Raw genomic sequence first — 23435 nt, 5'->3', positions numbered from 1 at the left:
CCCGTCACCCCTACTTTTTCTTACGAAATGCACTCACGAAGAACCCATCCGAATCAAAATCATCCGGGTAGATGGCTAACGTGTCCGTGCTCCGGTCATCCTTGATCTTTAATTGTGTGTCAACACGCATGGATTCGAACTCGGGGTGGTCGGCCAAGAATTTGGTAGCGACATCCGCGTTTTCCGTATCCAAAATCGTGCAGGTACTGTAGACCAGAATTCCATCAGGCTTGACCTTTTCACTGACGGCATCCAGAATTCCCAGTTGCACCTTTTGAAGCTGTTGAATGTCTTGTGGGGTCTTCTCATAACGAATTTCTGGTTTCCGGCGAATTAGGCCCAATCCAGAACAAGGAGCATCCACCAAGACACGGTCGAATGTCTTCGTAGGGAATTGATCATTGATATTCCGGGCATCTAACGCCACGGCATCAACCCGGTCGCTGACGTGCATCCGGTTCGCGTTCTTTTCGATCAGCTTAACCTTTTTTGGATGCAGATCAAGCGCCGTAACTTTCCCACCCGAATGGGCGTCGAGCAGAGCAGCAATCTGCGTGGTCTTCCCACCAGGAGCAGCACAGGCGTCCAGAACTTGATCGCCGGGACGAACCTGTAAGGCCTCAACGGGTAACATGGCACTCTCGTCTTGAATCGTCAACTCACCCGTCTCAAACACGTTACTTTGGTTCGCTGCCTTATCGGTCAAACGAAAGGCGTTCCCAGCAACCACGCTGGGCGTTACCGTATAGCCTTGTGCAACCAAGGACTGTTCGACCTCTTCAACCGTAGCAACCGCCGTGTTCACACGAACAGATTGTGCGGCCGGTTGATTGACGGTCTCTAAAATGGCAACGGCCTTATCGTCACCAACCTGCTTTTGAATCGCTGTGACCAGCCATTCAGGAACGGAGTATTGCAGACTCAAGCGTTTAACTGGGTCCTTGATTTCATTGACGTCAGGTAATCCCTGACGATCCATGGCGTGCAACACGCCCGTCACAAACCGCCGAATACCTTCGTGGCCCCGGTCCTTAGCCAACTGAATGGCTTCGTTAAAGATCGCCCGCTTCGGCACACGGTCCAAGTAAAGGCCCTGATATAAAGCGACTAACAAGGTCATTTTGACCCACGGTAAGACCTTCTGGTTAGGCTTCACAAAACCTTCCAGGTAATATTCCAACGTTAATTGATGTTGGATAGTCCCGTAGACCAAGTTCGTCACGAAACGCCGGTCAACGTCGCTCAAGTTGTGACTCTCTAAAGTTGTTTCTAATTGTAAGTTTGAGTAAGCCCCGTTGGCCACACGTGTCAGTGCTTCTACGGCCAGAGCGCGGGGAGTTGTATTTTTCGTCATTATTCAGCCACCTGTTCGCCTATTGTCAGTGCATCGCTAGTTCCGTTCAGAAAGTCGGTGATACTTAACTTCGGCTTACCGGCGGGTTGAATCTCATTTAACGCTAAAACGCCATGTTCCCCAGTTGCAATCGCCAAGTGGTGCTTGTCATGGCTGACCAGTGATCCGGGCACCATATCGGTCGTCTCGTCCAGAACGGTCACATCCCAGAGCTTGGTTCGCACGCCATTCAAGAAGATATGGGCAATCGGTGCTGGCCGCAAAGCACGAACCTTGCAGTCGATCAGGTGCGCGCTTAGGTTCAGGTCGATCCGTTCCTCATTGGCCTTGATCGTCGGTGAGAAGCTGACCTTATCTTCATCCTGAGGAATCGGCGTAATTTCACCAGCCAGTAACTTAGGCAGTGTCTCCAATAAGAGATCACGACCCAAGTCACTTAATTTATCAAACATGGACCCTACATCATCTTGGTCGGTAATAGGCATTGCTTGCTGTGCCAAGACGGCGCCGGCATCCATCTTCTTTTCCATAAACATGATGGAAACCCCGGTCTCCTTGTCGCCATTCATGATGGCATAATGGACCGGTGCCCCGCCGCGATACTTCGGTAACAGGGACGCATGAACGTTCACAGCCGCCACCTTCGCCGCCTTGAGTAGCTTCGTTGGTAAGAACTGCCCAAAGGCCGCCGTCACAATCAAGTCAGGCGCTAACGCGATAGCCCGAGCCATTTCGTCACTGCCAGAGATCTTCTGTGGTTGGAGCACTTCGATGTCATGTGCCACCGCAACCTGCTTCACTGGAGAAGCGGTCAGAACATGCTTCCGTCCTACGCGCCGGTCGGGTTGGGTCACTACGGCCAAGACGTCGTAGCCCGTTTCAATTAAACTGCTCAGAATGGGCGCCGAAAATTTAGGCGTTCCCATAAAAATTACTGAAGTCATCGTACACCATACTTTCTTGGTTTTTCTTTTTCAATTAGGTTAAAAATATTGCCTGCTGTTAACCAGCGTTCAGCCTATTCAATCTCACTATTAACAACTTAAACCATAGGCGATTTTACATTGATGCTAAAGCATCGCCGTAAGATAAGCCAATAGTTTAGTCTCGTTACAACTACGACCCTGTCCGTACATCCGAACTTGTCAGTCCACTTCAATCATATCAGATTGGGCGCCCATTCCCTATCACCTTTGGCAATTTAGATAGAAAACTTATAACATGAGGCGTCGTTAGCAGCAATCGCCAGCTACATGAAATTCATCGGTTCGGAATCAATGGTAACGGAGAGACCATGACGTGCCGGTACCTGTGCCGCCTGCCGGATCTGCTCCAGTACCGGCCGCAGTTGGGGCTCCCGCTTGTATTTAATCACCACTTGATAATAATACTTCCGCTTGACCCGTGCAATTGCCTTAGGCGTGGGTCCAAGAATAATGGCATCCTTGCTGAGTCCTTGCTTCAGCGCATCCACGATCTGGTACATGGCCTTCGCCGCCACAGCTTCTTCCTCGTGACTGGCCGTTAGTTGAACCGCAAAGTAATACGGTGGGTAACTTCCCTGATGGCGCATGTGCATTTCCGTCACGAAGAACCGCTCGTAGTCTTGGCTCTGCGCCAATTGAATCGCGTAATGGTCTGGGTTAAACGTTTGAATGTAGACCTCGCCGGGTTTGGTGGCACGACCTGCTCGGCCACTGACCTGCGTCAATAACTGAAATGTCCGCTCGCTGGCCCGAAAGTCTGGTAACCCCAACGCGGTGTCGGCATTCAACACCCCCACCAGGGTGACGTTAGGAAAATCCAGACCCTTAGCAATCATCTGCGTCCCCAGTAAAATATCAGCCTTGTGCTCGCCAAATTGTCGAAGAATACGTTCGTGAGCGCCCTTACGCCGCGTAGAATCTACGTCCATTCGCAAAATTTTAGCGGTGGGCAGTAACTCTTCTAAAGCCTGCTGAACCTTCTGCGTTCCCGTACCGTAGTAACGAATCTTCTTGCTATGGCAGTTCGGGCACACGTGCGGAATGGCCTCTTCATGACCACAGTAGTGGCACTTCATGCTATGCGTATCCATGTGTAGCGTCAGTGAAATGTCACAGTTGGGACACTTCAAAACAAACCCACAATCCCGACACATCACAAAGGACGAGTATCCCCGCCGATTGAGCATCAAGACGATCTGTTCGTGCCGATCGAGTCTTTCTTGAATAGCTGTCATCAGTGGTTCAGAGAAGTCACTATCCCCCTGCTGTTTCAACTGCTCTCGCATATCGACAATGTGAACGGTGGGCATGGGTTGTGCCTTGGCTCGCTTAGAAAGGACCAGCCGAGTGTACACACCCTTGGCTGCGCGCGCGCGTGTCTCCAGTGAAGGTGTGGCACTGCCCAAGACTACTGGACAATGATGGTACTGACCACGCCAAAGCGCAACGTCTCGGGCATGATACCGCGGATTTTCATCCTGTTTATAACTACTTTCATGTTCCTCATCCATAATGATAATGCCGAGATTCTCGACCGGGGCAAAGACGGCGGAGCGGGCACCAACGACCACGGTAGCCTCACCACGGTCGATGCGACGCCATTCGTCATACTGTTCGCCTTTGGATAAGCCACTGTGCAAAACCGCCACACGCTGGCCAAACCGCGCCTTGACGCGGTTGACCATTTGCGGTGTGAGGGCGATTTCGGGTACTAACATCAATGCCGTTCGTCCCTGCTGCAGAGCCTGCGCAATGCTTTGCAGGTAAACCTCCGTTTTTCCACTCCCAGTGACTCCTTCGACCAGAAAGTTCTGGGCTTGTTGATCGTCAATGGCCCGCGTGATGCGATCCACAGCCACCTGTTGTTCCGGATTTAATTTTAAAGGTTGCGTCGGCGTAACTGGCTGGTGAAAGGGATCGCGGTAGACCTCGAGCGTACTCTTGGTCAGCCACCCCTTGTCCGCGGCAGTCGCGATAACGGCAGGTGTAACACCGGCCTGTTTCGCCACGGTGGCCTGCGCAATCACCTTACCTGCCGGCATCTGTGCTAGGTAGGTAAGCAATTCGGCTTGCTTTGGTGCGCGCTTCGCCACCTCACCAGCAATCTCTTGGAGCTTATCCGGCGTCAGCGCTGGCGTGATTCCCGTGGTCGTCTTGGCAGCCGCCTTATCCTTGACCTCATAGACGACCTCGACCTTGCCTGCCCGTTGCAGTTTCAACAGGCCAGCAACCGTGGTGTCATCGAGCTTTGTCGCGTCAAAGTCACGTGGGGCACCTTCCGGAAAATACGTGGCCATTTCATTCGGTGTCAGCGTGGCCGTCGGTTGTACTTGCCGTTTAGGCTGAGTCTTTAACAGGTTAGGCAGCATCGTTTGAATGCAGGTAATTCGAAAAGCATAAGTCGCATTCGCCAACCAATCGGCCAGCTGACGCAACTCGTCGTTCAGAACGGGCGCGAGGTCGAGCACGGTCTCGATTGGCTTTAGCTGGCCATCAAAACTAGTGACGTCACTCAGCCCCACGACCACACCGGAGACTAGGCGGTGACCACGGCCAAACGGCACGATCACGCGCATCCCCACCTGTACCTGATGTTCCAGCTCGGCCGGAATCGCGTAGGAATACGGATCGTTCGTCTGCATGGTTGGAACATCTACTAAAATTTGGCCAATCTGGGCCATGGTTGTCACCTCATTTCGTTGCTAAAATTTTGGCGAGTTTCGCGATTAACGCCGAGGCAATCAGTGTTTTACTGGTCTTAGGCGTTTGGTCGCTGACCCCGTCAGCCTGGATAAATGTGACCTGGTTATCATCGCTATTAAAGCCGATGTCAGCGCGGGAAACGTCGTTAGCGGCCAAGAGGTCTAGTGACTTGGATCGAAGCTTGTGCTGGGCGTTAGCAAGTAAATTCTGCGTCTCCGCAGCGAAACCGACCGTGACCTGATCCGTGCGCTTAACTTTAGCGACCTCGGCCAAAATATCCGGCGTTTTTTTCAATTTCAAGATTAATTCATCATTGTCTTGAGTCTTCTTAATTTTCTGATCAGCGGTCGTCAGTGGTTGAAAATCTGCCACAGCAGCGGCCATCACGAGTGCATCCGTCTGAGGAAAACGTGTTAAGACCGCATTCGCCAAATCTGTGGTGCTTTGAATGGGCACCACCGTCACCCCAGTTGGGGGAGTCAGCCGCGTGGGTGCTGTGATCAACGTCACATCAGCTCCCGCTTGCTGAGCAGCTGTGGCCACCGCATATCCCATCTTGCCAGAGGAGTCATTGGTCAAGAAACGCACGGGGTCGAGACGTTCACGCGTCCCACCGGCCGTGACAATAATCGATTTCCCTTGTAGTGTCTGGGGCGTAAAGAGCGCTAACTGGTTAATTTGGCGCATAATTTCGGTGGGTTCTAGGAACCGTCCCGTTCCGGAATAGCCTTCAGCTAAAGCCCCAGTAGCAGGCGTCAAAACGGTGACGCCATCGTCACTTAACCGTTGCCGGTTCCGTTGGGTCGCAGCGGCCTGCCACATATGGCTGTTCATGGCCGGCACCACAATTTTGGGCGCACTGGTTGCGAGCCAGGTGGCACTCGCCACATCATCAGCCAGACCATTGGCAAATTGTGCCATCAGGTTTGCGGATGCCGGTGCTGCTATCGCCAAGTCGGTCCAATCGGCCAACTCGACGTGGGCAATCTGACCATCGTCGCGCCACCAGGTAGCATCCGTCAACACCGGCTGCTTGGTCAAAGCCGCAAAGGTCGCGGGCGTCACAAATCTAGCCGCAGCCTGGGTCAAAACGATTCGCACGGTTGCACCGGCACGTTGCAACTCACGGGCTAACGTAGCCGCTTTATACGCCGCCACGCTCCCACTGATGGTTAACGTCACATGTTTCCCTTCTAACATACTTTCCCTCCGTTCACATTTTACTAATGGTTAAAAAAAGCCAGATTACCCAACGGCAACCTGGTCTTTTCTGAAATGCCCGTGTTAGGCGTTCAAATCCTTTTCGTCCGGATCGATCATTAAAGCACCGGCCGCAATTTCTTCGAGAGCCCGACCAATCGTCTTAGGCGACTTGTAGTCGGTCAACAGTGGCTTAGCGCCGGCATCGAGTTCGTGTGCCCGCTTGCTAGCCAACATAATCAAAGAATACCGTGAATCCACTTGTGCCAATAAATCATCAACTGAGGGATAAAGTAGCATTATTTATTCGTCTCCAATCATTTGTTCGTAATCCGGCATGACCCGGGTTACCCGTAACCGTTCACTGCGAATAATCATTTGAATCCGATCAACAGCCTTGTTGACTTCGTCGTTTACCACGGCGTAGTCGTAGTTGCGCATCATTTGAATTTCACCAACGGCCTTCTTGATTCGTTTGTTAATGACGTCCATAGCGTCAGTTCCCCGACCAATCAACCGGTGCTTCAATTCCATCAAGTCAGGCGGCGTCAAGAAAACAAAGACGGCATCGGGACAATTCGCCCGAACCTGCATGGCACCATTGACTTCAATTTCCAAGAAAACATCCTTGCCTTGATCCAAGGTCTCATTAACATATTTTAACGGGGTGCCATAGTAGTTGTCAACATACTTGGCGTATTCCAGCATCTGTCCGGTCCGAATATTCTCCTCAAATTCCTCTTTGGAGACGAAGTAGTAGTCGACACCGTTGACTTCGCCTTCGCGCGGTTTCCGCGTTGTCATCGAAATGGAGTAAGAAAAGTCGGTCGCGCCAGTCTCAAACAATGCCTTACGCACCGTTCCCTTACCAACACCGGATGGACCTGAAAGCACAATGAGCATTCCACGTTTAGCCATCGTTTAAAAATCCCTTCAATAATAATTTAATTATGACACCGTCACCACTGGCCACCGTGTCGTTTAAAGTCAATCATCTTTGACTTCAGCTATAATCTATAGGTTACTATATTACCACTATTTAGGAAGAAATACTCCCCCTAGCACCGAAAACGTCGAAAAAAGTCTGATTTAGCGCTTGAAACAGTTGTTCGGGGGGGCAAGCAACAATTATCCCCACAGGCCTAACTAATCATCCGGATTTCTCATGAATTGAAAATTTAAGCCAATCTCGCTAACCTTTGGTATCACTAGTTTGATTGCTCGTTAACCACCTGAAAGATTAAGATAATCGCAAATCGCGAGAAAAAAGGCTTGCAATATCAAACACGTGTTCGTATAATGAAAATACAAACAAATGTTCGAGGTGATCAGCATGCAAAACTTAATTACTAATGGCACGACTGCCCTGTCTGATCGGGTAGCAACAGCGTACAAAGAACTCTTCAGTGATTTGCCAGTGATTAACGGCCAAGTCGTTTATCCACAGATGCCCGCCTTTCAATTGACCTATTTTATTCAACAGGCTCTCGACCGGCACTACTTAGTCCGGCTCCAATTTAAAGCCGCTACGGATGTCGCCCCTTCCACGGTCATCGGCCACCTGAAAGAAGACGCCGCTGGTCACCTCATCCTCAAGCAAACCCATGCCTTAACGACCATCGTGGCCCCTGGCCTGCTACGTTCGGTGCAGCGCGCCCGTTAAACTTTACTAAATGAAGTCCCTCTGGAACAGCTCATGTACGATAAGCTTTCCAGAGGGACTTTTGTGTTATTTATTTGGAAAAAACAGTTGCGGCATGCGCCACGTGGTGAAAATACAAGGGATACCCGTTGACGTCCTTGCCATGCCGATATTGTTTGACAGTCAGCGTTCCCTGTTTAACCTTGACTAAGAATTTACCGTTCTTGATCTTAATTGTCTGATAGCCGTTGGCGTCAGTCTTCTTCGACCACGTGCAAGTACCCGCCTTCACGGTTCGGCTGAGCCGATAGGTCTTCTGATCGACGGGATGCCACTGCTGCTTCGCATAGTAGCCCCCACCGAAGATGAATGCCGACTTGGTTACCTTCACCCGATACTGTAGATTCTCGTACTGAAACCAACTCCCACGATAAGCCTTGGGCGTGGTGCTGGCTGTGGTCACGGCCTTAATTGGCTGTGGTTGCAGATTGACAGCCCCCACTGAAACACCCAGAGAAATCGCGGCTAACCCCAAAACTAGTCTCACTTTCATCATAACATCCCCCAAATTAGTGTTCTACATCACTAATTATACGATACTTAATTGTTCCCAACTATTGAAGTGCCTGTCTTACCCGGACTTCTTAAGTTCTGTGGGCGGCTTAATTTGTTAAGTTAACTTAGTTTCCGATAACAAGTAAAAACTGGATTCACTCAGAGCATTCTCCGAATGAAGCCAGTTTTCAATCATTATTTATCATTTAGCATGGCTCTTTCGCCACTGTGACGCAGCTAAGCTCAAGCCTAAGATCAGGAAGCCAATCAGCATGGTTAACACACTACGCTGACCATTAGTCCGTGGCAGGTAGCTATTAGTATTTGCATGATGTTTGGCTGCTTGAGAGCCCCCATTGGCAACCGTACCAGCTGCGGTGCCACCATGCCGTGGCGTGGTCGAACTGGAGTTGCTGGATGCCACGTTGGCCACTGTGGTGTGCTTGGCTTTGGTGGACGAGGTGCTTGTAGAATTGGTGCTGGAACTGCTTGAACTTGATGACTTGCTTGACGTAGACTCTGAGGAGGAATGACTTGAGCTAGCAGGGGGCGTAACTACCGTCTTAGAACTACTAGAACTACTGTCCGAAGTGTTAGGTTCATCCTTCTGGGAAACATTAACAGTATCACTACCGTTTTCGGGTACAATTGCTTGAACCTTTTGAGAGTTGACCTTGTAGCCACTCGGTGCCTCAATCTCCTTAAAGTAATAAGTGCCTGCATTCAAACCAGAGACTTTCAGTTCACCCTTATTATCGGTTTTCAAGCCGCTTTGGAGAACATTTCCATCCGCATCTTCTAAGTTGTAAACAGCATTAGCCAAGACCTTTTTGGTTGATGCATCGGTTTTAGTCAAAATAACCGACGTCTGCTGGTCCTCTGCCGTTTCCTCTATCGGTGAAAAATTGGTAGACGCTTGAATAACAACATCATGCTTAGTCGGACTAACAAGATAGCCATCCGGTGCCTTAGTTTCTTGGTAGTAATAGTCCCCTGGTGCCATATATGACCACGTTATTTGACCAGCATCATTTGTTGTCGCGGTATAAGTTTCATTCGTATTATTTTTGTTCGTTAAGGTATATTCGGCCCCAGCTAATGGCTGGCCATCTGCACCTGTCTTGGTTAATATAATATTCTGTCGATAATAACCATTTATCAGTGCTGTACCACCCCAATAAGTATCAGCATTCGTATCAATCGGGTTATCGCTTGTCCCTGGCCCTGGTTCTCCAGCTTCACCAGTAGAGCCATTATCACTAGTTAACTGAACACTATTTGTGAAATATCCCCCAGATCCCGCTAAGTTCGACGTCACCTTAGTTGTATAATAAATTTCTATTTTTTTAGAATTAATATTGGCAAATGAAAAAGTAATATTCTTACCATCTACAGAATGAGATAACGTTGTATCTTTCTCAATTTCTGATTGGTACTCATAAACACTGTTACCCTCGCCACCAGGAGACGTGGTCTTAACATATCTTGTAATCTTATCAAAAGTCTGATTGTCCCCCAATGTATCTACCAGAGTGACCTTACCCATATCGGCATATTGCAAATTAAATACAATATCCCAAGTAATAGTCGTCGGTAAAATTGACGTATCCGTAGTATTGGACCATCCTACTTTATTAATGACCATTTTATTATCTGAGGAACCACCGCTCTCAGAATTAGTTCCCTTCACAACAAATTGAAGTGAACCAGTCCGACCAGCATTTGTTTTTGCTAGTTCACCATTGAATTGAATATATGCTTTAGGATCATGTGAATCATCAATATAAAATGTTCCAACGCTTTTCGCATTATCATTCGCATTACTGAATACACCGATTTTATTCGATTGGGAAGTATTACTGCCAGCAGGTAAAGTAACAGCAACAGTATCACCGTCATTGATAGGAACATCATCAGCAACTCCCCAATTGTAGGTTAATTGATAATTGTTCCCAGAAAGCAAGCTAGTGATGTCTGATGGCTCAGCAAACTGTCCATGGCCTGTTCCTAATTGAATAGTTGAAGGCGCATTTAGGCCAGTGGTATCACTCGTAGTTACTGCATGAGCATTCAAGCTCTGACCACCACTAACTAAAATAAGTAACCCAACTAACAAACTAATCCCAAATACACCAATCGTTTTGCATATTTTCCACATGACACACACCTCTACACCGTTTTTGTTTGCTAAATCAATTATATATCAATCTTCAATCTAATTTAAGGGGTAATTTGTAATAGTATTAAACTAAACCGCACACAATAGTAAAAGCCGTTATCAATCACTTGATAACGGCTTAATTATACACTTATTAGTTTTTCGTTTTGTGATGACTATCCTTGACCTCATCGGCTAACTTTAATAACTCATGCGCATGTTCCAACGCCAGCTTCGTTACCTGAGTTCCCGCCGACATTCGTGCTAATTCATCCACTCGGCTGGATTCGTCTAAACGCGTCAAAGATGTTTCGGTGCGTTTGCCCACAACCTGCTTGGCGATAAAGTAGTGATGATCGGCCATGGCAGCGACTTGTGGTAAGTGCGTGATACAAAGGACCTGTGAAGCTTGGGCAATGCCACTGATCTTTTCAGCAATGGCCTGGGCAACCCGACCACTGACTCCGGTATCGACCTCATCGAAAATAATTGAGGTGATTCCCTGTGACTCGGAGAAGATGGTCTTTAATGCCAGCATGATCCGAGACAACTCCCCACCGGACGCAATCTTGGCCAGCGGTCGCATGGCTTCCCCAGGGTTGGTCCGCAAGTAGAATTCCACGTGGTCCAACCCAGTACTCATCAGTGATTGGGTCTTCGACCGGGTAAAATGCACGGCAAAGACTGTCTTATCCATGTACAAATCCGCTAATTCCCCATGAATGGCCTTCTCCAGACGTTTGGCCGCTTCCTGCCGGGCCTTACTCAATTTTTCTGCCAGCTTCAACAACACGGACGCCTGACTGGTAACCCGCTCTTCCAAGTCATCAGCCGTCTCATCGGTTGCTTGCATCTGTTTGAGCTCCGCGGCAATCTTGTCGTAGTAGCTGAGCACCTGTTCCTCAGAGTCGCCGTACTTTCGCTCCAACTGATTGATCACGTCCAGACGCCGCTCGATCTCATCCAAGCGACCCTCGTCCCACTCCAGTAGATCCAGTTGAGAAGAAACATCTCCCACAGCGTCACTCAACGCGTAATAGGCTGTCTCCAAGCTAGATGCAATCTGCTTGAACGCGGGATCAAAATCGGCAATGGCTTGCATCGACTGCATGGCACTCCCAATCTGGTCATTGGCACCAGCACTAGTCTCTTCACCGGTCAAAATGACCTGGGTCTGTTGGAGAGCATCATTGATCTTTTGGAAATTATCCAACCGATCACGCTCTGCTACCAGCTTATTTTCTTCGCCAGTTTGAAGCTGTGCCGTTTCAATCTCATTGACTTGAAATTTTAGCATGTCAAGATGTTGGGCCCACTCTTTCTCGTTCGCCCGCCGATTCTCTAATGTGACCTTGAGTTGCGTGTACGCCGCATACTTTCGCGTGTACTCCTCACGCAACTTAGCCACCTTATTTCCGGCGAACTCATCAAGCATCCCCAAGTGCTTTTCCGGTTGCATGAGCTCCTGATGCTCGTTTTGGCCGTGGATGTCGACCGCCGTCTCGCCGATTCGTTTCAGCGTGCTGGTATTGACCAACATACCATTCACGCGGCAGGTGTTGCGACCGTTCGCATGAATCTCTCGCTGGAGAATCACGCTACCATCGTCGTGATCGATGCCCAATTCATCCAGCACCCGGTAGGTCGTTCCCCCGGTGGGAAAAATAAAGCTTCCTTGAATAATCGCCTTGTCGGTGCCCGTCCGTACAAAGTTAGCCGACCCCCGACCACCGGCCAACAGGCCCACGGCGTCAATGATAATTGACTTCCCAGCACCCGTTTCCCCGGTCAAGACAGTCATTCCATTTTTAAAGGCCACGTCCAGTTGATCAATAATGGCAAAGTTTTTAATAGACAGCTCCTGTAACACGTTCTGACCTCCCAAAATTTAAAGCAAATTTATTCGTTATCGTTAGTTTTATACGTAATTTTTGAATATTAAATTCCTGTATATTTTCAGTCTACAAGCCCTATTTTATAACTTTCCCAGTCAGAACACGACCCAACCGACAAAAACTTATCAGATCGACCGAAACGTCACGAGACTAAAACGACCACAGCTGCTTCGTCAGCACTGTGCTGGTCGGTCAGTCGTGGTCGGTCTCTTAATCCGCAATCATGCGGTCAATTGTCTCTTCTAGTTGTAACGCACCCTTATGGGAAACGCAAACGGTCAACACGGAGCTGTCGTCGCCGACCGTGCCAAACACGAACTCATAGCGCATCTGATCCAGTAGCGAGGCAATCACCGGGCCATTGCCTGGCAACACCTTCAAGATGGTAAACTCCCCCTGAACGGCGAAGGAGACGTAGGCGTTTTGCAAAGTTCGCTGCAGCTTCTTCTGGGTATCAATCTTCTTTTGGACTGGAAGGCTGTAACGATACCCGCCCGATTCGGCAGGTAGCTTAACCAGCTGCATCTCCTTAATGTCCCGCGAAATCGTCGCCTGTGTGACATGAATGCCATCAGCTTCCAGAAGATGGACGAAATCCTCCTGCCGTTCGATTTCTCGTGAGGTTAATAAGTGTTTGAGTAATTGCTGGCGTTCTTGCTTCTTCATACCTGGCCCCCCTTTTTCTCTGATAAAAAAATGCATAATCTTATCATATACCAGACCTAAGTATTTGGAAAGCAAATTCTCATAATTTTCTCATAAACTAGTGGTTTAGGCCCTCATAGGCAGCATCAATCGTCTGTTCAACGGAAACTGAACTTGCACAGACTGCATTTTTATCAACCGAACGTAAATGCACCAGGAACTCAATATTACCTTCGCCCCCCTTGATTGGGGAGAAGTCCAAGCCAAGCACACTGTAGCCAGTCGCTACGGCAAAGTCAATAATACGTTGAACCACTGCGGTATGGACGGCGCGGTCACGGACGATTCCATGACTACCAACATCCGCTCTGTCCGCCTCAAATTGTGGTTTGATCAACGCAACCACGTCGCCACCGTCAGCAATAATAGCTTTCAATGGTGGCAAAATCATCTTCAATGAAATAAAGGACACGTCGATTGAGCTAAATGTTGGTTGGCCGCTGGTAAAGTCGGCTAACTTACTGTAACGGAAGTTGGTATGCTCCATGACGATAACCCGCGGGTCCTGACGCAGCTTCCAAACGAGCTGATTACTGCCAACATCCAAGGCATAGCTGAGTCTGGCGCCGTTTTGCAGCATCACATCGGTAAAGCCCCCAGTCGATGAGCCAATGTCCAAGACGACCCGGTCAGTCACATCGATCTTGAAGACATCGAGTGCCTTGGCCAACTTAAACCCACCTCGTGAGACGTAGGGTAATGGATGACCCTTCAGATGCAGCTCCGTATCCCCCGAGATCATCGAACCCGGTTTATCCAGTCGTTCCTCGTTAGTCCCCAGAATTTCGCCGGCCATCACGGCACGTTTGGCCTCGTCTAGCGATGTAAACAAGCCCTGTTCAACTAATAAATCCGCAACACGTTTTTTCTTCATGCCTTCACCCGTTTCGTATCAAAGTAACTGAAAAACGACGCCAAGAGATCACGCCCCTCACCAACTGGCAAGGCGGCTAGTGCCTGCTTACCGGTCTGAATCGTGTCGATCAGAGCCTGATTCGCCCCAGCTAAGCCCAGCTTACCGGGATAGGTGTTCTTAGCCTCGCCGGCGTCCTTTTGCGTGGCCTTGCCCAACTCAGCGGCCGTACCAACTACGTCCAGAATGTCATCATAAATCTGGAAGGCCAGACCAAAGGCGTCGGCAAATTGTAGATAGGGTGCCCACTGTGCTTGTGGCGCTTGCCCGATAATCAATCCAGCCTGCACCGCATAGTGAAGTAGCGCCCCCGTTTTCTCACGGTGAAGTACCCGCAACTCAGCCAGCGGCAAATCCACGTGTTCGGACTGCACGTCCTTGGCCTGACCTGACACCATACCGCCAGGGCCGGCCGCAACGGCCAACGCTTGAACCAATTGTGCCTGCGTTGTTGCGGGGAGATCCGTTGCCGTCAGCCACTGAAAGGCCAACGTCAAGAGACCATCCCCGGCCAAGGTTGCCATCCCAGCACCAAATTTGACGTGATTGGTTGGTTCCCCACGACGCAGATCATCGTTGTCCATCGCCGGTAAGTCATCGTGAATCAAGGAATAGGTGTGCAGTAGCTCCAGCGCCATGGTTGGTCGCCAGTCACGCGCCTCATCAAACGCCACGTTCAGAGCCTGCAGCGTGGCGACCGTCAGTAAGGGCCGCAACCGCTTGCCACCGGCCATGACGGAATAGGCCATGGCTTCGGCCAAACGTGAATCGCCGCAATCCTGATCGATAGCCGCTGGTAACGGCGCATTTAACCGCGGAACCCAGGTCGTTTCAAATTGTTTTAGCCGCGTATCAATCGGCATCACCTGTGCCCCCTTGTGGCGTCTCGAAAGCTTGTTCCTGATCGTTGTCGTCCATCATCGTGGCTAAAGTCTTCTCTGCCCCTTGTAGGGTACTTTGAAGATCCTTACTCAAGGCCACGCCCTTTTGAAATTGGGAAAGCGCTTGTTCCAAGGGAATGTCTCCCTGTTCCAGTTGGGCGACAATATTTTCTAGAGTTGTTAAATTTTCTTCAAAGGTTGGTTTTTGTTCTTCACTCATGTTAATCCTCCGATGTCGATTGAATGTCAGTAATGTTTGCAGTTGCGGTGCCGTCGCTCAAGTGAATCGTAGCAGAACCGATCTTCAAGTCAGCCGTCTGCCGTACCACATGCTTGTCTTGTGTCACGTAGCTGTAGCCTCGGCCCATGATCTTCAGTGGGCTCAGATAGTCCAGACCGTTGATCAGTTTGCCCACGTGTTCTTGGCGATCGGCCAAATAACGCTTGGCCTCGGTGTTGAGTCGTTCAGCTAGTTGGGTCACCGTCGTCTGATCGCGTTGGACTCTAGCTAACGGATTGTGACTTCGTAAGTTCTGTTGCGCCAACTGGTAGCGCTGCTGCGTCTGCTGAAGTTGTGTCTGCATATTGCGAGCTAACCCCTGTTGCGCGTGGTCCAACCGTTGAACGTAGGTCTCATACAGTCGCTGTGGTTGCCGGAAAACATAGGCAGCCATTAATTTGTTGAGGCGTTCCTGCTGGAAATTGATCCGATTGGTCATCGCGTTATACAGCCGTGTGCGTTGTTGCTGCAGCTTGACCACCTCATCGGTTAACACGGGAACTGCCAATTCAGCCGCCGCAGTCGGTGTTGCTGCACGCACATCCGCAACGAGGTCGGCAATTGTCGTATCCGTCTCGTGACCAACAGATGAGATCACGGGAATCCGACTCGCTGCGATGGCCCGGGCCACCGGTTCCTCGTTAAATGGCCAGAGATCTTCGATGGAACCCCCACCACGCCCAATAATCAACGTGTCATAGGTACCTGTTGCATTGACGCGTTCGAGCTGCCTCACCAGATCCTGTGCCGCGCCGTCACCTTGAACCACTGCTGGGTACAGGACAATCTGTGCAATCGGATAGCGCCGCCGCGTGGTCGTAATGATATCCCGAATAACCGCCCCACTGGGACTCGTGATCACCGCAATCCGCTTGGGAAACCGGGGCAGTGGCCGCTTAGGTGCTGAGAACAGCCCCTCATCGGCTAATTTTTTCTTTAGTTGTTCATAAGCCTGATAGAGTTGGCCAACACCATCTGGCTCCATCCGTTCCACGTAGATCTGATACTGGCCAGTCGGTTCATATAGGGAGATGCGACCGGTAACCAGGACTTTCATACCCGTTTCTGGTGTAAACTTTAACTTTTCAAACGCCGAGCGAAACATAATCGCACTAATCTTAGCGCGGTCATCCTTCAGACTAAAGTACTGGTGGGCGTGTGGCCGCAGGCGAAAGTTTGAAATTTCACCCGTCAGGTAAACCTTACCCAGGTACGGGTCCACCTCAAATTTACGTTTTAAATACTGGGTTAACGCCGTCACCGTTAAGTAATCAGTTGCTGCCAAGTTGCTCACTCCACTCACATAAGTCTACCGTCTGCTGCATCAGTGTGGCAATCGTCATCGGCCCCACGCCACCTGGCACCGGCGTGATTGCGCCGGCCCGATCCACAGCCGCGTCAAAATCAACATCACCGGTCAATTTACCATCTTCATCACGGTCCATTCCTACATCAATGACGATGGCTCCGCGCTTAATATCATTACCCTTAATGAGGTGGGCCACACCGGTCGCCACGACGAGAACATCTGCGGTTCGCGTGATCTCTTCCAGGTGTTTTGTGTGTACGTGAGCTACGGTCACCGTCATGTCGGCATTCAGTAGCATAGCCGCCATAGGCCGACCGACAATCATACTGCGCCCAACGACCACGGCCCGTTTCCCACGGAGGTGTTCATTTAAGCTGTCCAGCATCGTCATAATACCACGGGGCGTACACGAGACCGGATAACGGCCCGGCAGGTTAGCAAAGAGCCGGCCCACGTTCAGCGGGTGAAAGCCATCCACATCCTTCTTAGGATCGATGGCAGCCACGACCGCTTGCTCATCCAAACCCACGGGGAGTGGCGACTGAACAAGAATGCCATGAATACTGTCATCATGATTATAATCGTTCACGATAGCGAGGAGCTCAGTCTGGCTGATGGTTGCGGGAAGTTCCCTTACCACGGACTTAATGCCCAATTTAACGGCCTTACGGTGCTTGTTCCGCACGTAAATGGTGCTGGCTGGATCATCGCCCACGATGATGACGGCGAGACCAGGAACGGCCCCCTGTTCTTTCAGTGTGGCAACGCGCTGTTGCGTCTGCGCGTTGAGATCCCTTGCGATCTGTTTCCCGTCGATGATGATTGCCATATGACTTGTCCTCCCCTAAAATTCAAAGTTACTTTCCATTTTAGCATACCTTATCTGAAAACGGGGGTGGTATCCGTTCCCATAAAAAAATCTATATATTTAGCGTGGGGTACGGGTATTTTGGCCCTGCCAGCCGCTATTGTTGTGCCACTCATTTAGCGCTAAAATTTAAGTCATTTAAACAAAAAACCGACCGCCACAAAAGGGCAGTCGGTCTCTTAGTTTAAGCTTGTGAATCAGCGGAATCGTCGTCCAAAGTATGGGCGAGTACCCCGTTGATGAAGCGACGAGAACGGTCATCGCTGAAGTTCTTGGCTAATTCCAAGGCTTCGTTGACGGCAACTCGGTTCGGCACTTCTTCCACGTGCTCGATTTCAAAGAAAGCCATGCGCATAATGACCAGATCGGTCTTTGCGATACGCTTTAATTGCCAACCGGTACTCAAGTACTGGTCGATCTGGGCATCCAACTCGGGTTGGTGCGCCAAAACGCCTTGCACTAACGTTGTCAGGTAGGTGGGCACGGGAACGGTTTGGTTCGGGTCATCGGTCAGGACACGTTGGTACAACGCGTCTTGATCAGCTTCGGGATTGGCATTCAATGCGAAGAGCATTTGAAATGCGCGTTCCCGAATTTGATGTCGTGTAAGTGTCACTATTGGTCACTGTCTCCTTCATCGCTCTGGTTGAACAGGTTATCTGGATCGACCTGTTGCGCCGTCTTTTCGGGAATGACGCCTTCCACGTGAACGTTTACTTCACGTAAATCGAGGTCCGTCATGAACAACAATTGTTGCTTCACGCTATCTTGAATGGCCAAGGCAACCTTGGGAACCGCTACCCCGTAATTCAAGTAAACGTACACATCAACTGCTAGTTCGTCGCCGTCAAACACGAGCTTCACGCCCTTACCGTGTTGTTCTTTGCGACCCAAAAGCTCCGTGACGCTGTTTGCTAGTGAACCACGCATCCGCGCAACGCCTTCAGTTTGGCTAGCCGCAATGCCGACGATGATTTCGAGGACTTGTGGTGCCACTTCGATCTTACCCAGTGCGGGTTCCTTTGATTCTAAAATGATATTAGTATCTTCTGCCATTCGTTGACCCTCCCTTACTGTTTAAACGTATAAAAACTTAGGCACGAGAAATGTAGGTACCGTCAGTCGTGTTGATGGAGAGCTTGTCGCCTTCGTTAACGAAGAATGGCACTTGAACGACTAAACCAGTGTTCATGGTAGCAGGCTTGGAACCACCAGAAGCGGTGTTCCCCTTGATACCAGGTTCAGTAGCCGTAACTTCCAAAACAACGGTATTAGGAACTTCAATCCCAATAACTTCGGTCCCAAATTGAACCAAGTCAACATTCATGTTTTCTTGCAAGTAAGGCAGTTGTGCCTTGATTTGGTCATCAGGAACTTCGATTTGTTCGAAGTTATCCGTATCCATGAAGACACGGTTGTCAGCGTCTTCGTAAAGGTATTGCATAGAACGCGTCAAGATATCAGCACGTTCCATCTTAGCACCGGCACGGAAAGTCTTTTCTTGAACGGCACCCGTCCGTAAGTTCTTTAGCTTTGAGCGAACGAAAGCGCCACCCTTACCTGGCTTTACGTGTTGGAATTCAACGATCCGCCAGATTGCGTGATCGACTTCGATAGTTAAACCATTTTTAAAATCAGCAGTAGAAATTGCCATAATGTTGTCAGCCTCCTAAAATATGTCCTCTTTATAATATCAATTTTTACCCATAAAAAGCAAGATGAGCGTGTGACTTACAGAATAATTAAATTCCGCGGTGCCGTCGTCAGCGTCTCGTGGCCCTCTGGCGTCACCAGCAAATCGTCTTCGATCCGTAGACCGCCCTGATCCGCAAAGTACACGCCAGGTTCAACCGTGATGACTTCATTAGCCGCCATCACGTCGGGCCAGCCGCGGCCAATGTTCGGCCCTTCATGAATATCTAGGCCAATACCATGACCGGTTCCATGGATAAAGGCCTCACCGTAACCCTGTGTGGTCAGGTAATCGCGCCCAATTTTATCGAGCTCACCACCGGTCACACCGGGTTTAACAGCTGCCATGATCTTCTCCTGCGTCGTTTGAACCGCCTGGTAAGCCGACTTGAGCAGCTCACCGGGATCACCCAACGCCACGGTCCGGGTCACATCAGAAGTGTACCCATCCACGTAGAACCCACAGTCGATCGTGACCATGTCATGATCCGCCAATAACTTGTCGCTGGCTGAACCGTGTGGCCAGGCCGACCGTTTGCCACTAGCGACGATCGTCTCGAAGCTTGTACCGGTCGATCCATGGTCACCCATCCAGTGTTCCAACCACTGCGCTGCTTGGCGTTCACTCATACCGACATGGAGCTGATCGAGCAACGCCGTAACCCCTTGACTAGTCAAGGTAGTCGCTTTACGAATTGCCGCAATCTCAGTCGGTTCCTTAATCTGCCGTAAATTATCCACAACCCCAGCTAATGGTACGATGTCCGTCCACAGGTGCTCGTCTAACCACTGATACTCGCTCAAGGATAAACTATCCTCAATTCCGAGTACGGTGGCCCCTACGGCCTGTAAATGGTCATTAGCGGCCTGCAAATAGTCCCGTGTGATCGCCAGCGGCATATCTGGAATGGTTTCTTTCAATTCCGTCAGATACCGTGCATCGGTGATGAACACAGCATCCTTGGCTGTCACCAGGAGATACCCATCACCGCCCTCAACGCTTGCCCCAGCTAAATACTGCTGGTTGCTTGCACTAGACACCAAGAAACTGTCGATACTGAGCCGGTCAAATTGTGCTTGTAACCGTTCAATTCTAGTCGACATCAACCCAACCCCCTTGCAATTTTAGAGATGAATTTGATTCTGGAAAGACTTTCTTCGCTGACGTCGCACAAGACACATGACGCGTCGCCACGACAAACAGCGATGAAAGCCGTCATCTTGCCTAACGACTTCCCTGGTAAGCGTACCATTTTATAGAAAAACGGCAACCCCAGCTAGAGAAATCACCGGCTCGTGTACTCGGTCATAACTAAGAAAAGATATGTAGCTGGCCAAAAACGGCCAGTTTCTCTAGTTGTGACTAACGACCACTAACAGCCGATTCGAGAAACGCCCCGTCATTGCCAACAGACAGTCAGCTGGATGGAACACCTTTCATTTTAGAGAGAGAAAGAAGAGCTTAAAGCGAATTGGTCTCGCCTCAAGCTCTTCAGTCGTACGAGGAAAACCTCGTGTTATTTAGCTACTTCTTCAGTAACTGGGTATACGGATACTTGACGCTTGTCACGGCCAAGACGTTCGAATTTAACGACGCCAGCAACCTTAGCAAACAAAGTATCATCCCCACCGCGGCCTACGTTCACACCTGGGTAGATGTGTGTACCACGTTGACGGTAGAGGATAGAACCACCGGTAACAGTTGAGCCATCAGCAGCCTTCGTCCCAAGACGACGACCAGCAGAGTCACGACCGTTAGCAGTAGACCCACCACCTTTATGGTGAGAGAAGAATTGTAAGTTCATGTTCATCAGCATAAGTTTCACCTCCGCAAATTAATCTTTGGTTTCTGCGAATTTAACAAAATCCGCGTAATTTGTGGCGACATCTTTTAACCCATCCGCAAAACTCTGGAGAAGCGTTTGTCCCTTAAGTTCAGCCGTTGCTTCCAGCTTTGGTGGGAGGTGGACTTCCAGAAAACCACCTTCCTGATCACGGTTGTCGACCTGCACTGGAATCTTAGCGATTCGTTGCAGGGCATTGACAGTCGTGATCGCAAGCACCGATACTGCAGCACAAACAATGTCTTGACCATACTCACCTGAGTCAGCATGGCCAGTGATTTGGAATGAATCGATTCGGTTAGCTCCGTGATGGAACGTCGCGTGAATCATCGAGATCGCCTCTCTAATCTTTAGGCTTAAGCGTTGATAGCATCAACGACAACCTTGGTATATGGTTGACGGTGACCCTTCTTCGTATGAGTACCCTTCTTGGCCTTATACTTGTAAGTAACAACTTTCTTTTCCAGACCCTGCTTTTCAACAGTTCCAGTAACAGTTGCACCTGCAACAGTTGGCGTCCCGATCTTAGGCGTTTCGCCACCGACAAAGACAACTTGGTCAAAAGTAACCTTTTCACCAGCTTCAACGTTCAACTTTTCGACGTAAACAGCTTGGCCTGCTTCGACCTTGTACTGCTTGCCGCCAGTTACGATAATTGCGTACATGTGTGTGCACCTCCTTATAATATTAGACTTAGACTCGCCGAAAACAAGTGCTCCGCAAGCGGAAAACTTAATGACTCGTCCCGAGCGGTTGCAGCTGTGGAAGTCCACAAATACAACATGAAAATTATACTTGATAGGATTTCTCACGTCAAGCTTTATTTTCATTCCGAGCAGAAATGATCACTTGATTCGGCGTCTGATCCTATCACAAGCAACGATTCAAGAACAACCTTATTTTTCTAAGTTACACGTGATAAACCACTCCCGTAGCCGGGTCGCCTCAGTGCTTGGCAACAGTGCCGCAAAACTACGGCCCAAGTGGTTATAACTAAAACGACGGTCATCGGCCAACCATTGCATGACCATCCCCATGAAGGCGGAGGCCAAGTAGCTCGCTGGAATTTCATTTTCCGTCATGTGAAAGTTCTGCTTATTTCCTTCGAAGTTTAAGCCAAACTGATACAATTTCTGAATCAGCGTAGCCAGTAAGTATTCCCGAAAGCGTGGAAATTGCGTGTCAAACAGTGTGGCTAATATCTGATGGTGCTTATCTGCATACTCTAGTGCTGCGTTCAGATCAAAGCCAGTCGCCTGTAAGACCCCCGCAGCTGTATTTGTATCGGTAATTGCTGTGATTGTCTCAGCGTGAAAGAACCACTCGTCCACAACCTGTCGCTCCGTTTGCAAGAGAAAGTCGGCCTTGTCTTTGTAGTGGAGATAAAAGGTTCCCCGGGTAATTTGGGCGGTCTTCGTCAGTGTCTGCACGGAGACTTCCTTTAATTGGTGATCTTTAAGTAAAACACTTAGGGCTTGACGTAGCCGTTCATTGGTCCGAATGACCCGTGGATCGACGTGACTGATAAGAGTCCCCTCCCTTTTGGTTCATGAAACCCGATTCATGAATTTTATGAAATATTCAGCCGTAGCTGTCAGTCTTAAATAGCTTAAACGGTTTAAGACAGTTACGATTACATATAGAACTATTAGTTAATAATGATATTAACTAATAGTTCTTAACACATAGCTCTTGCATTTTAACAGTCCCCACCAAAAAATGCCAGCAGTCTTCTCCTAATTATCGCGACTGTTACCATATTGGGTACGCGGCTCCCACGACGTCGCCCATCCCAGCCGTGACCACCACAGGACACCATCAACGACTCTGTGAAAGTCTTAACTTCCCTCCAGAGACGCAAAAAGGATCGGCGACTGGGCGATCCCTTGTATTGTTGCTGTGTTAGTAATCATTGGCCTGACGATCCAGGTTAACTTTGCGTTTTTCTTCATAAGCCGCCTGAATCTCATCTTGGCTAAAGCCAAAATCGACGAATCCCCACTTCAAGAAGAGCCGCCAGGCGTGGCGGAAATCTTCTTGTCGATGGTCGAAGTGACTATTAAATAACATGCGTTTTAAAATTAAGTATTGTTGATCGAGATCCTTAGCCTGCCGACTCTTCTCGAGCCCTGTTAAGTCCTCTTCAGTGATCATGATCAGGTGCGTCCAGGTCTTCTTGGCCGCAACCAGGAAGAAGAAGTCCATTGCATCGGTATATTCCGTTAACAAGGTCTGCCGTGGTGTTTTACCTTCATCAGCCTTACCACGGTGCGTCTTCCACACCTTGAACCACTCGGACGTGTTGGCCGTTTCCGCCAATTCAACATCCAAGGCCACGTAGGCATTTTCAATCTGAACCTTCCGTGGAAGTTCGATGTCCCTGTCCCGGGTAATCTGTTCATCTAAGGAAATGGACTGTTGTACCAACTTTGCTAGTTCTAACACCTTGT

General features: G+C 49.5%; 25 protein-coding genes and 1 other annotated feature. Of the genes, 1 reads left to right on the top strand and 24 read right to left on the bottom strand.

Annotated elements, in window-relative coordinates; all coding sequences use genetic code 11:
- Positions 1-10 precede the first annotated feature (10 nt).
- From rsmB to gmk, 6 genes are all read right to left on the bottom strand, one after another.
- Entirely contained in the window at positions 11-1354 is a 1344-nt protein-coding gene (gene rsmB / locus ACKTSF_RS06540) for a 16S rRNA (cytosine(967)-C(5))-methyltransferase RsmB (protein WP_407887738.1), read from the bottom strand.
- Positions 1354-2298, bottom strand: coding sequence for a methionyl-tRNA formyltransferase (gene fmt / locus ACKTSF_RS06535; protein WP_407887736.1), 945 nt, complete (start codon positions 2296-2298; stop codon positions 1354-1356). Before fmt ends, rsmB begins: the two co-directional genes overlap by 1 nt.
- 305 nt (positions 2299-2603) lie before the next feature.
- Positions 2604-5021, bottom strand: a complete 2418-nt coding sequence (gene priA / locus ACKTSF_RS06530) for a primosomal protein N' (protein WP_407887734.1) — start codon at positions 5019-5021, stop codon at positions 2604-2606.
- Between the two features lie 10 nt (positions 5022-5031).
- Entirely contained in the window at positions 5032-6243 is a 1212-nt protein-coding gene (coaBC, locus tag ACKTSF_RS06525) for a bifunctional phosphopantothenoylcysteine decarboxylase/phosphopantothenate--cysteine ligase CoaBC (protein WP_407887732.1), read from the bottom strand.
- 84 nt (positions 6244-6327) lie between these two features.
- A complete protein-coding gene (gene rpoZ / locus ACKTSF_RS06520) occupies positions 6328-6543 on the bottom strand; it encodes a DNA-directed RNA polymerase subunit omega (RefSeq protein ID WP_020089007.1) in 216 nt (71 codons plus the stop codon).
- Positions 6544-6546: 3 nt separating this feature from the next.
- Positions 6547-7161, bottom strand: coding sequence for a guanylate kinase (gmk, locus tag ACKTSF_RS06515; RefSeq protein ID WP_020089008.1), 615 nt, complete (start codon positions 7159-7161; stop codon positions 6547-6549).
- Positions 7162-7576: 415 nt separating this feature from the next.
- Here gmk and ACKTSF_RS06510 point away from each other — a divergent pair, with 415 nt between their 5' ends.
- The gene (locus tag ACKTSF_RS06510; protein ID WP_407887730.1) at positions 7577-7906 is read left to right on the top strand and encodes a hypothetical protein; all 330 of its coding nucleotides are present in this window, start codon (positions 7577-7579) and stop codon (positions 7904-7906) included.
- 70 nt (positions 7907-7976) lie between these two features.
- Here the strand turns inward: ACKTSF_RS06510 and ACKTSF_RS06505 are convergent, their stop codons facing one another.
- The 18 genes from ACKTSF_RS06505 to ACKTSF_RS06420 all read right to left on the bottom strand — a co-directional run bounded on the left by ACKTSF_RS06505 (position 7977) and on the right by ACKTSF_RS06420 (position 23430).
- Complete coding sequence (locus ACKTSF_RS06505; protein ID WP_407887728.1) at positions 7977-8438, bottom strand: hypothetical protein; 462 nt, start codon at positions 8436-8438, stop codon at positions 7977-7979.
- A 204-nt stretch (positions 8439-8642) separates the two neighbouring features.
- Positions 8643-10598 (bottom strand): MSCRAMM family protein, encoded by a 1956-nt coding sequence (locus tag ACKTSF_RS06500; RefSeq protein ID WP_407887726.1) that lies wholly within the window; start codon positions 10596-10598, stop codon positions 8643-8645.
- A gap of 154 nt (positions 10599-10752) precedes the next feature.
- The gene (recN, locus tag ACKTSF_RS06495) at positions 10753-12468 is read right to left on the bottom strand and encodes a DNA repair protein RecN (RefSeq protein ID WP_407887724.1); all 1716 of its coding nucleotides are present in this window, start codon (positions 12466-12468) and stop codon (positions 10753-10755) included.
- A 235-nt stretch (positions 12469-12703) separates the two neighbouring features.
- Positions 12704-13159: an arginine repressor gene (locus ACKTSF_RS06490; protein ID WP_407887722.1), complete on the bottom strand. Its 456-nt coding sequence runs from the start codon at positions 13157-13159 to the stop codon at positions 12704-12706.
- Between the two features lie 97 nt (positions 13160-13256).
- Complete coding sequence (locus ACKTSF_RS06485) at positions 13257-14072, bottom strand: TlyA family RNA methyltransferase (RefSeq protein WP_407887720.1); 816 nt, start codon at positions 14070-14072, stop codon at positions 13257-13259.
- Positions 14069-14974: a polyprenyl synthetase family protein gene (locus tag ACKTSF_RS06480; protein ID WP_407887718.1), complete on the bottom strand. Its 906-nt coding sequence runs from the start codon at positions 14972-14974 to the stop codon at positions 14069-14071. Before ACKTSF_RS06480 ends, ACKTSF_RS06485 begins: the two co-directional genes overlap by 4 nt.
- Positions 14964-15212, bottom strand: a complete 249-nt coding sequence (locus ACKTSF_RS06475) for an exodeoxyribonuclease VII small subunit (protein ID WP_020089015.1) — start codon at positions 15210-15212, stop codon at positions 14964-14966. The genes ACKTSF_RS06480 and ACKTSF_RS06475 overlap by 11 nt, the downstream gene beginning before the upstream one ends.
- A gap of 1 nt (position 15213) precedes the next feature.
- Positions 15214-16557, bottom strand: coding sequence for an exodeoxyribonuclease VII large subunit (xseA, locus tag ACKTSF_RS06470; protein WP_407887716.1), 1344 nt, complete (start codon positions 16555-16557; stop codon positions 15214-15216).
- The gene (locus tag ACKTSF_RS06465) at positions 16544-17410 is read right to left on the bottom strand and encodes a bifunctional 5,10-methylenetetrahydrofolate dehydrogenase/5,10-methenyltetrahydrofolate cyclohydrolase (protein WP_407887714.1); all 867 of its coding nucleotides are present in this window, start codon (positions 17408-17410) and stop codon (positions 16544-16546) included. The genes xseA and ACKTSF_RS06465 overlap by 14 nt, the downstream gene beginning before the upstream one ends.
- A gap of 223 nt (positions 17411-17633) precedes the next feature.
- The gene (gene nusB, locus ACKTSF_RS06460) at positions 17634-18065 is read right to left on the bottom strand and encodes a transcription antitermination factor NusB (RefSeq protein ID WP_407887712.1); all 432 of its coding nucleotides are present in this window, start codon (positions 18063-18065) and stop codon (positions 17634-17636) included.
- On the bottom strand, positions 18065-18505 hold the full coding sequence (locus ACKTSF_RS06455; RefSeq protein ID WP_020089019.1) for an Asp23/Gls24 family envelope stress response protein: 441 nt from the start codon (positions 18503-18505) through the stop codon (positions 18065-18067). Before ACKTSF_RS06455 ends, nusB begins: the two co-directional genes overlap by 1 nt.
- 37 nt (positions 18506-18542) lie before the next feature.
- Positions 18543-19103, bottom strand: coding sequence for an elongation factor P (gene efp / locus ACKTSF_RS06450; protein ID WP_407887709.1), 561 nt, complete (start codon positions 19101-19103; stop codon positions 18543-18545).
- Between the two features lie 77 nt (positions 19104-19180).
- Positions 19181-20245 (bottom strand): M24 family metallopeptidase, encoded by a 1065-nt coding sequence (locus ACKTSF_RS06445; protein WP_407887707.1) that lies wholly within the window; start codon positions 20243-20245, stop codon positions 19181-19183.
- Positions 20246-20658: 413 nt separating this feature from the next.
- Positions 20659-20952, bottom strand: coding sequence for a 50S ribosomal protein L27 (gene rpmA, locus ACKTSF_RS06440; protein WP_027825933.1), 294 nt, complete (start codon positions 20950-20952; stop codon positions 20659-20661).
- Between the two features lie 24 nt (positions 20953-20976).
- Positions 20977-21315: a ribosomal-processing cysteine protease Prp gene (locus ACKTSF_RS06435; protein ID WP_407887705.1), complete on the bottom strand. Its 339-nt coding sequence runs from the start codon at positions 21313-21315 to the stop codon at positions 20977-20979.
- 26 nt (positions 21316-21341) lie between these two features.
- Positions 21342-21650 (bottom strand): 50S ribosomal protein L21, encoded by a 309-nt coding sequence (gene rplU / locus ACKTSF_RS06430; protein ID WP_125701677.1) that lies wholly within the window; start codon positions 21648-21650, stop codon positions 21342-21344.
- A 20-nt stretch (positions 21651-21670) separates the two neighbouring features.
- Positions 21671-21750: a sequence feature (ribosomal protein L21 leader region), on the bottom strand.
- A gap of 131 nt (positions 21751-21881) precedes the next feature.
- Positions 21882-22415, bottom strand: coding sequence for a TetR/AcrR family transcriptional regulator (locus tag ACKTSF_RS06425; protein WP_407887703.1), 534 nt, complete (start codon positions 22413-22415; stop codon positions 21882-21884).
- 472 nt (positions 22416-22887) lie between these two features.
- The gene (locus ACKTSF_RS06420; protein WP_407887701.1) at positions 22888-23430 is read right to left on the bottom strand and encodes a dUTP diphosphatase; all 543 of its coding nucleotides are present in this window, start codon (positions 23428-23430) and stop codon (positions 22888-22890) included.
- Positions 23431-23435: the final 5 nt, after the last annotated feature.

Origin of the sequence: Levilactobacillus muriae (assembly GCF_045862015.1) — a bacterium.
Classification (GTDB): Bacteria; Bacillota; Bacilli; order Lactobacillales; family Lactobacillaceae; genus Levilactobacillus; species Levilactobacillus muriae.
The sequence above is the reverse complement of the archived record's forward strand: the minus strand, read 5'-3'. Positions and strand labels throughout refer to the sequence as shown.

Coding starts and splice junctions, on each gene's coding strand:
- coaBC (WP_407887732.1), bottom strand. CDS start 6,243: ATGTTAGAAGGGAAACATGTGACGTTAACCATCAGTGGGAGCGTGGCG.
- ACKTSF_RS06435 (WP_407887705.1), bottom strand. CDS start 21,315: ATGATTCACGCGACGTTCCATCACGGAGCTAACCGAATCGATTCATTC.
- ACKTSF_RS06485 (WP_407887720.1), bottom strand. CDS start 14,072: ATGAAGAAAAAACGTGTTGCGGATTTATTAGTTGAACAGGGCTTGTTT.
- ACKTSF_RS06465 (WP_407887714.1), bottom strand. CDS start 17,410: ATGGCAATCATCATCGACGGGAAACAGATCGCAAGGGATCTCAACGCG.
- fmt (WP_407887736.1), bottom strand. CDS start 2,298: ATGACTTCAGTAATTTTTATGGGAACGCCTAAATTTTCGGCGCCCATT.
- rplU (WP_125701677.1), bottom strand. CDS start 21,650: ATGTACGCAATTATCGTAACTGGCGGCAAGCAGTACAAGGTCGAAGCA.
- gmk (WP_020089008.1), bottom strand. CDS start 7,161: ATGGCTAAACGTGGAATGCTCATTGTGCTTTCAGGTCCATCCGGTGTT.
- ACKTSF_RS06445 (WP_407887707.1), bottom strand. CDS start 20,245: ATGTCGACTAGAATTGAACGGTTACAAGCACAATTTGACCGGCTCAGT.
- ACKTSF_RS06510 (WP_407887730.1), top strand. CDS start 7,577: ATGCAAAACTTAATTACTAATGGCACGACTGCCCTGTCTGATCGGGTA.
- ACKTSF_RS06500 (WP_407887726.1), bottom strand. CDS start 10,598: ATGTGGAAAATATGCAAAACGATTGGTGTATTTGGGATTAGTTTGTTA.
- ACKTSF_RS06480 (WP_407887718.1), bottom strand. CDS start 14,974: ATGCCGATTGATACGCGGCTAAAACAATTTGAAACGACCTGGGTTCCG.
- ACKTSF_RS06455 (WP_020089019.1), bottom strand. CDS start 18,505: ATGGCAGAAGATACTAATATCATTTTAGAATCAAAGGAACCCGCACTG.
- priA (WP_407887734.1), bottom strand. CDS start 5,021: ATGGCCCAGATTGGCCAAATTTTAGTAGATGTTCCAACCATGCAGACG.
- efp (WP_407887709.1), bottom strand. CDS start 19,103: ATGGCAATTTCTACTGCTGATTTTAAAAATGGTTTAACTATCGAAGTC.
- ACKTSF_RS06505 (WP_407887728.1), bottom strand. CDS start 8,438: ATGAAAGTGAGACTAGTTTTGGGGTTAGCCGCGATTTCTCTGGGTGTT.
- ACKTSF_RS06490 (WP_407887722.1), bottom strand. CDS start 13,159: ATGAAGAAGCAAGAACGCCAGCAATTACTCAAACACTTATTAACCTCA.
- rsmB (WP_407887738.1), bottom strand. CDS start 1,354: ATGACGAAAAATACAACTCCCCGCGCTCTGGCCGTAGAAGCACTGACA.
- rpmA (WP_027825933.1), bottom strand. CDS start 20,952: ATGAACATGAACTTACAATTCTTCTCTCACCATAAAGGTGGTGGGTCT.
- ACKTSF_RS06475 (WP_020089015.1), bottom strand. CDS start 15,212: ATGAGTGAAGAACAAAAACCAACCTTTGAAGAAAATTTAACAACTCTA.
- rpoZ (WP_020089007.1), bottom strand. CDS start 6,543: ATGCTACTTTATCCCTCAGTTGATGATTTATTGGCACAAGTGGATTCA.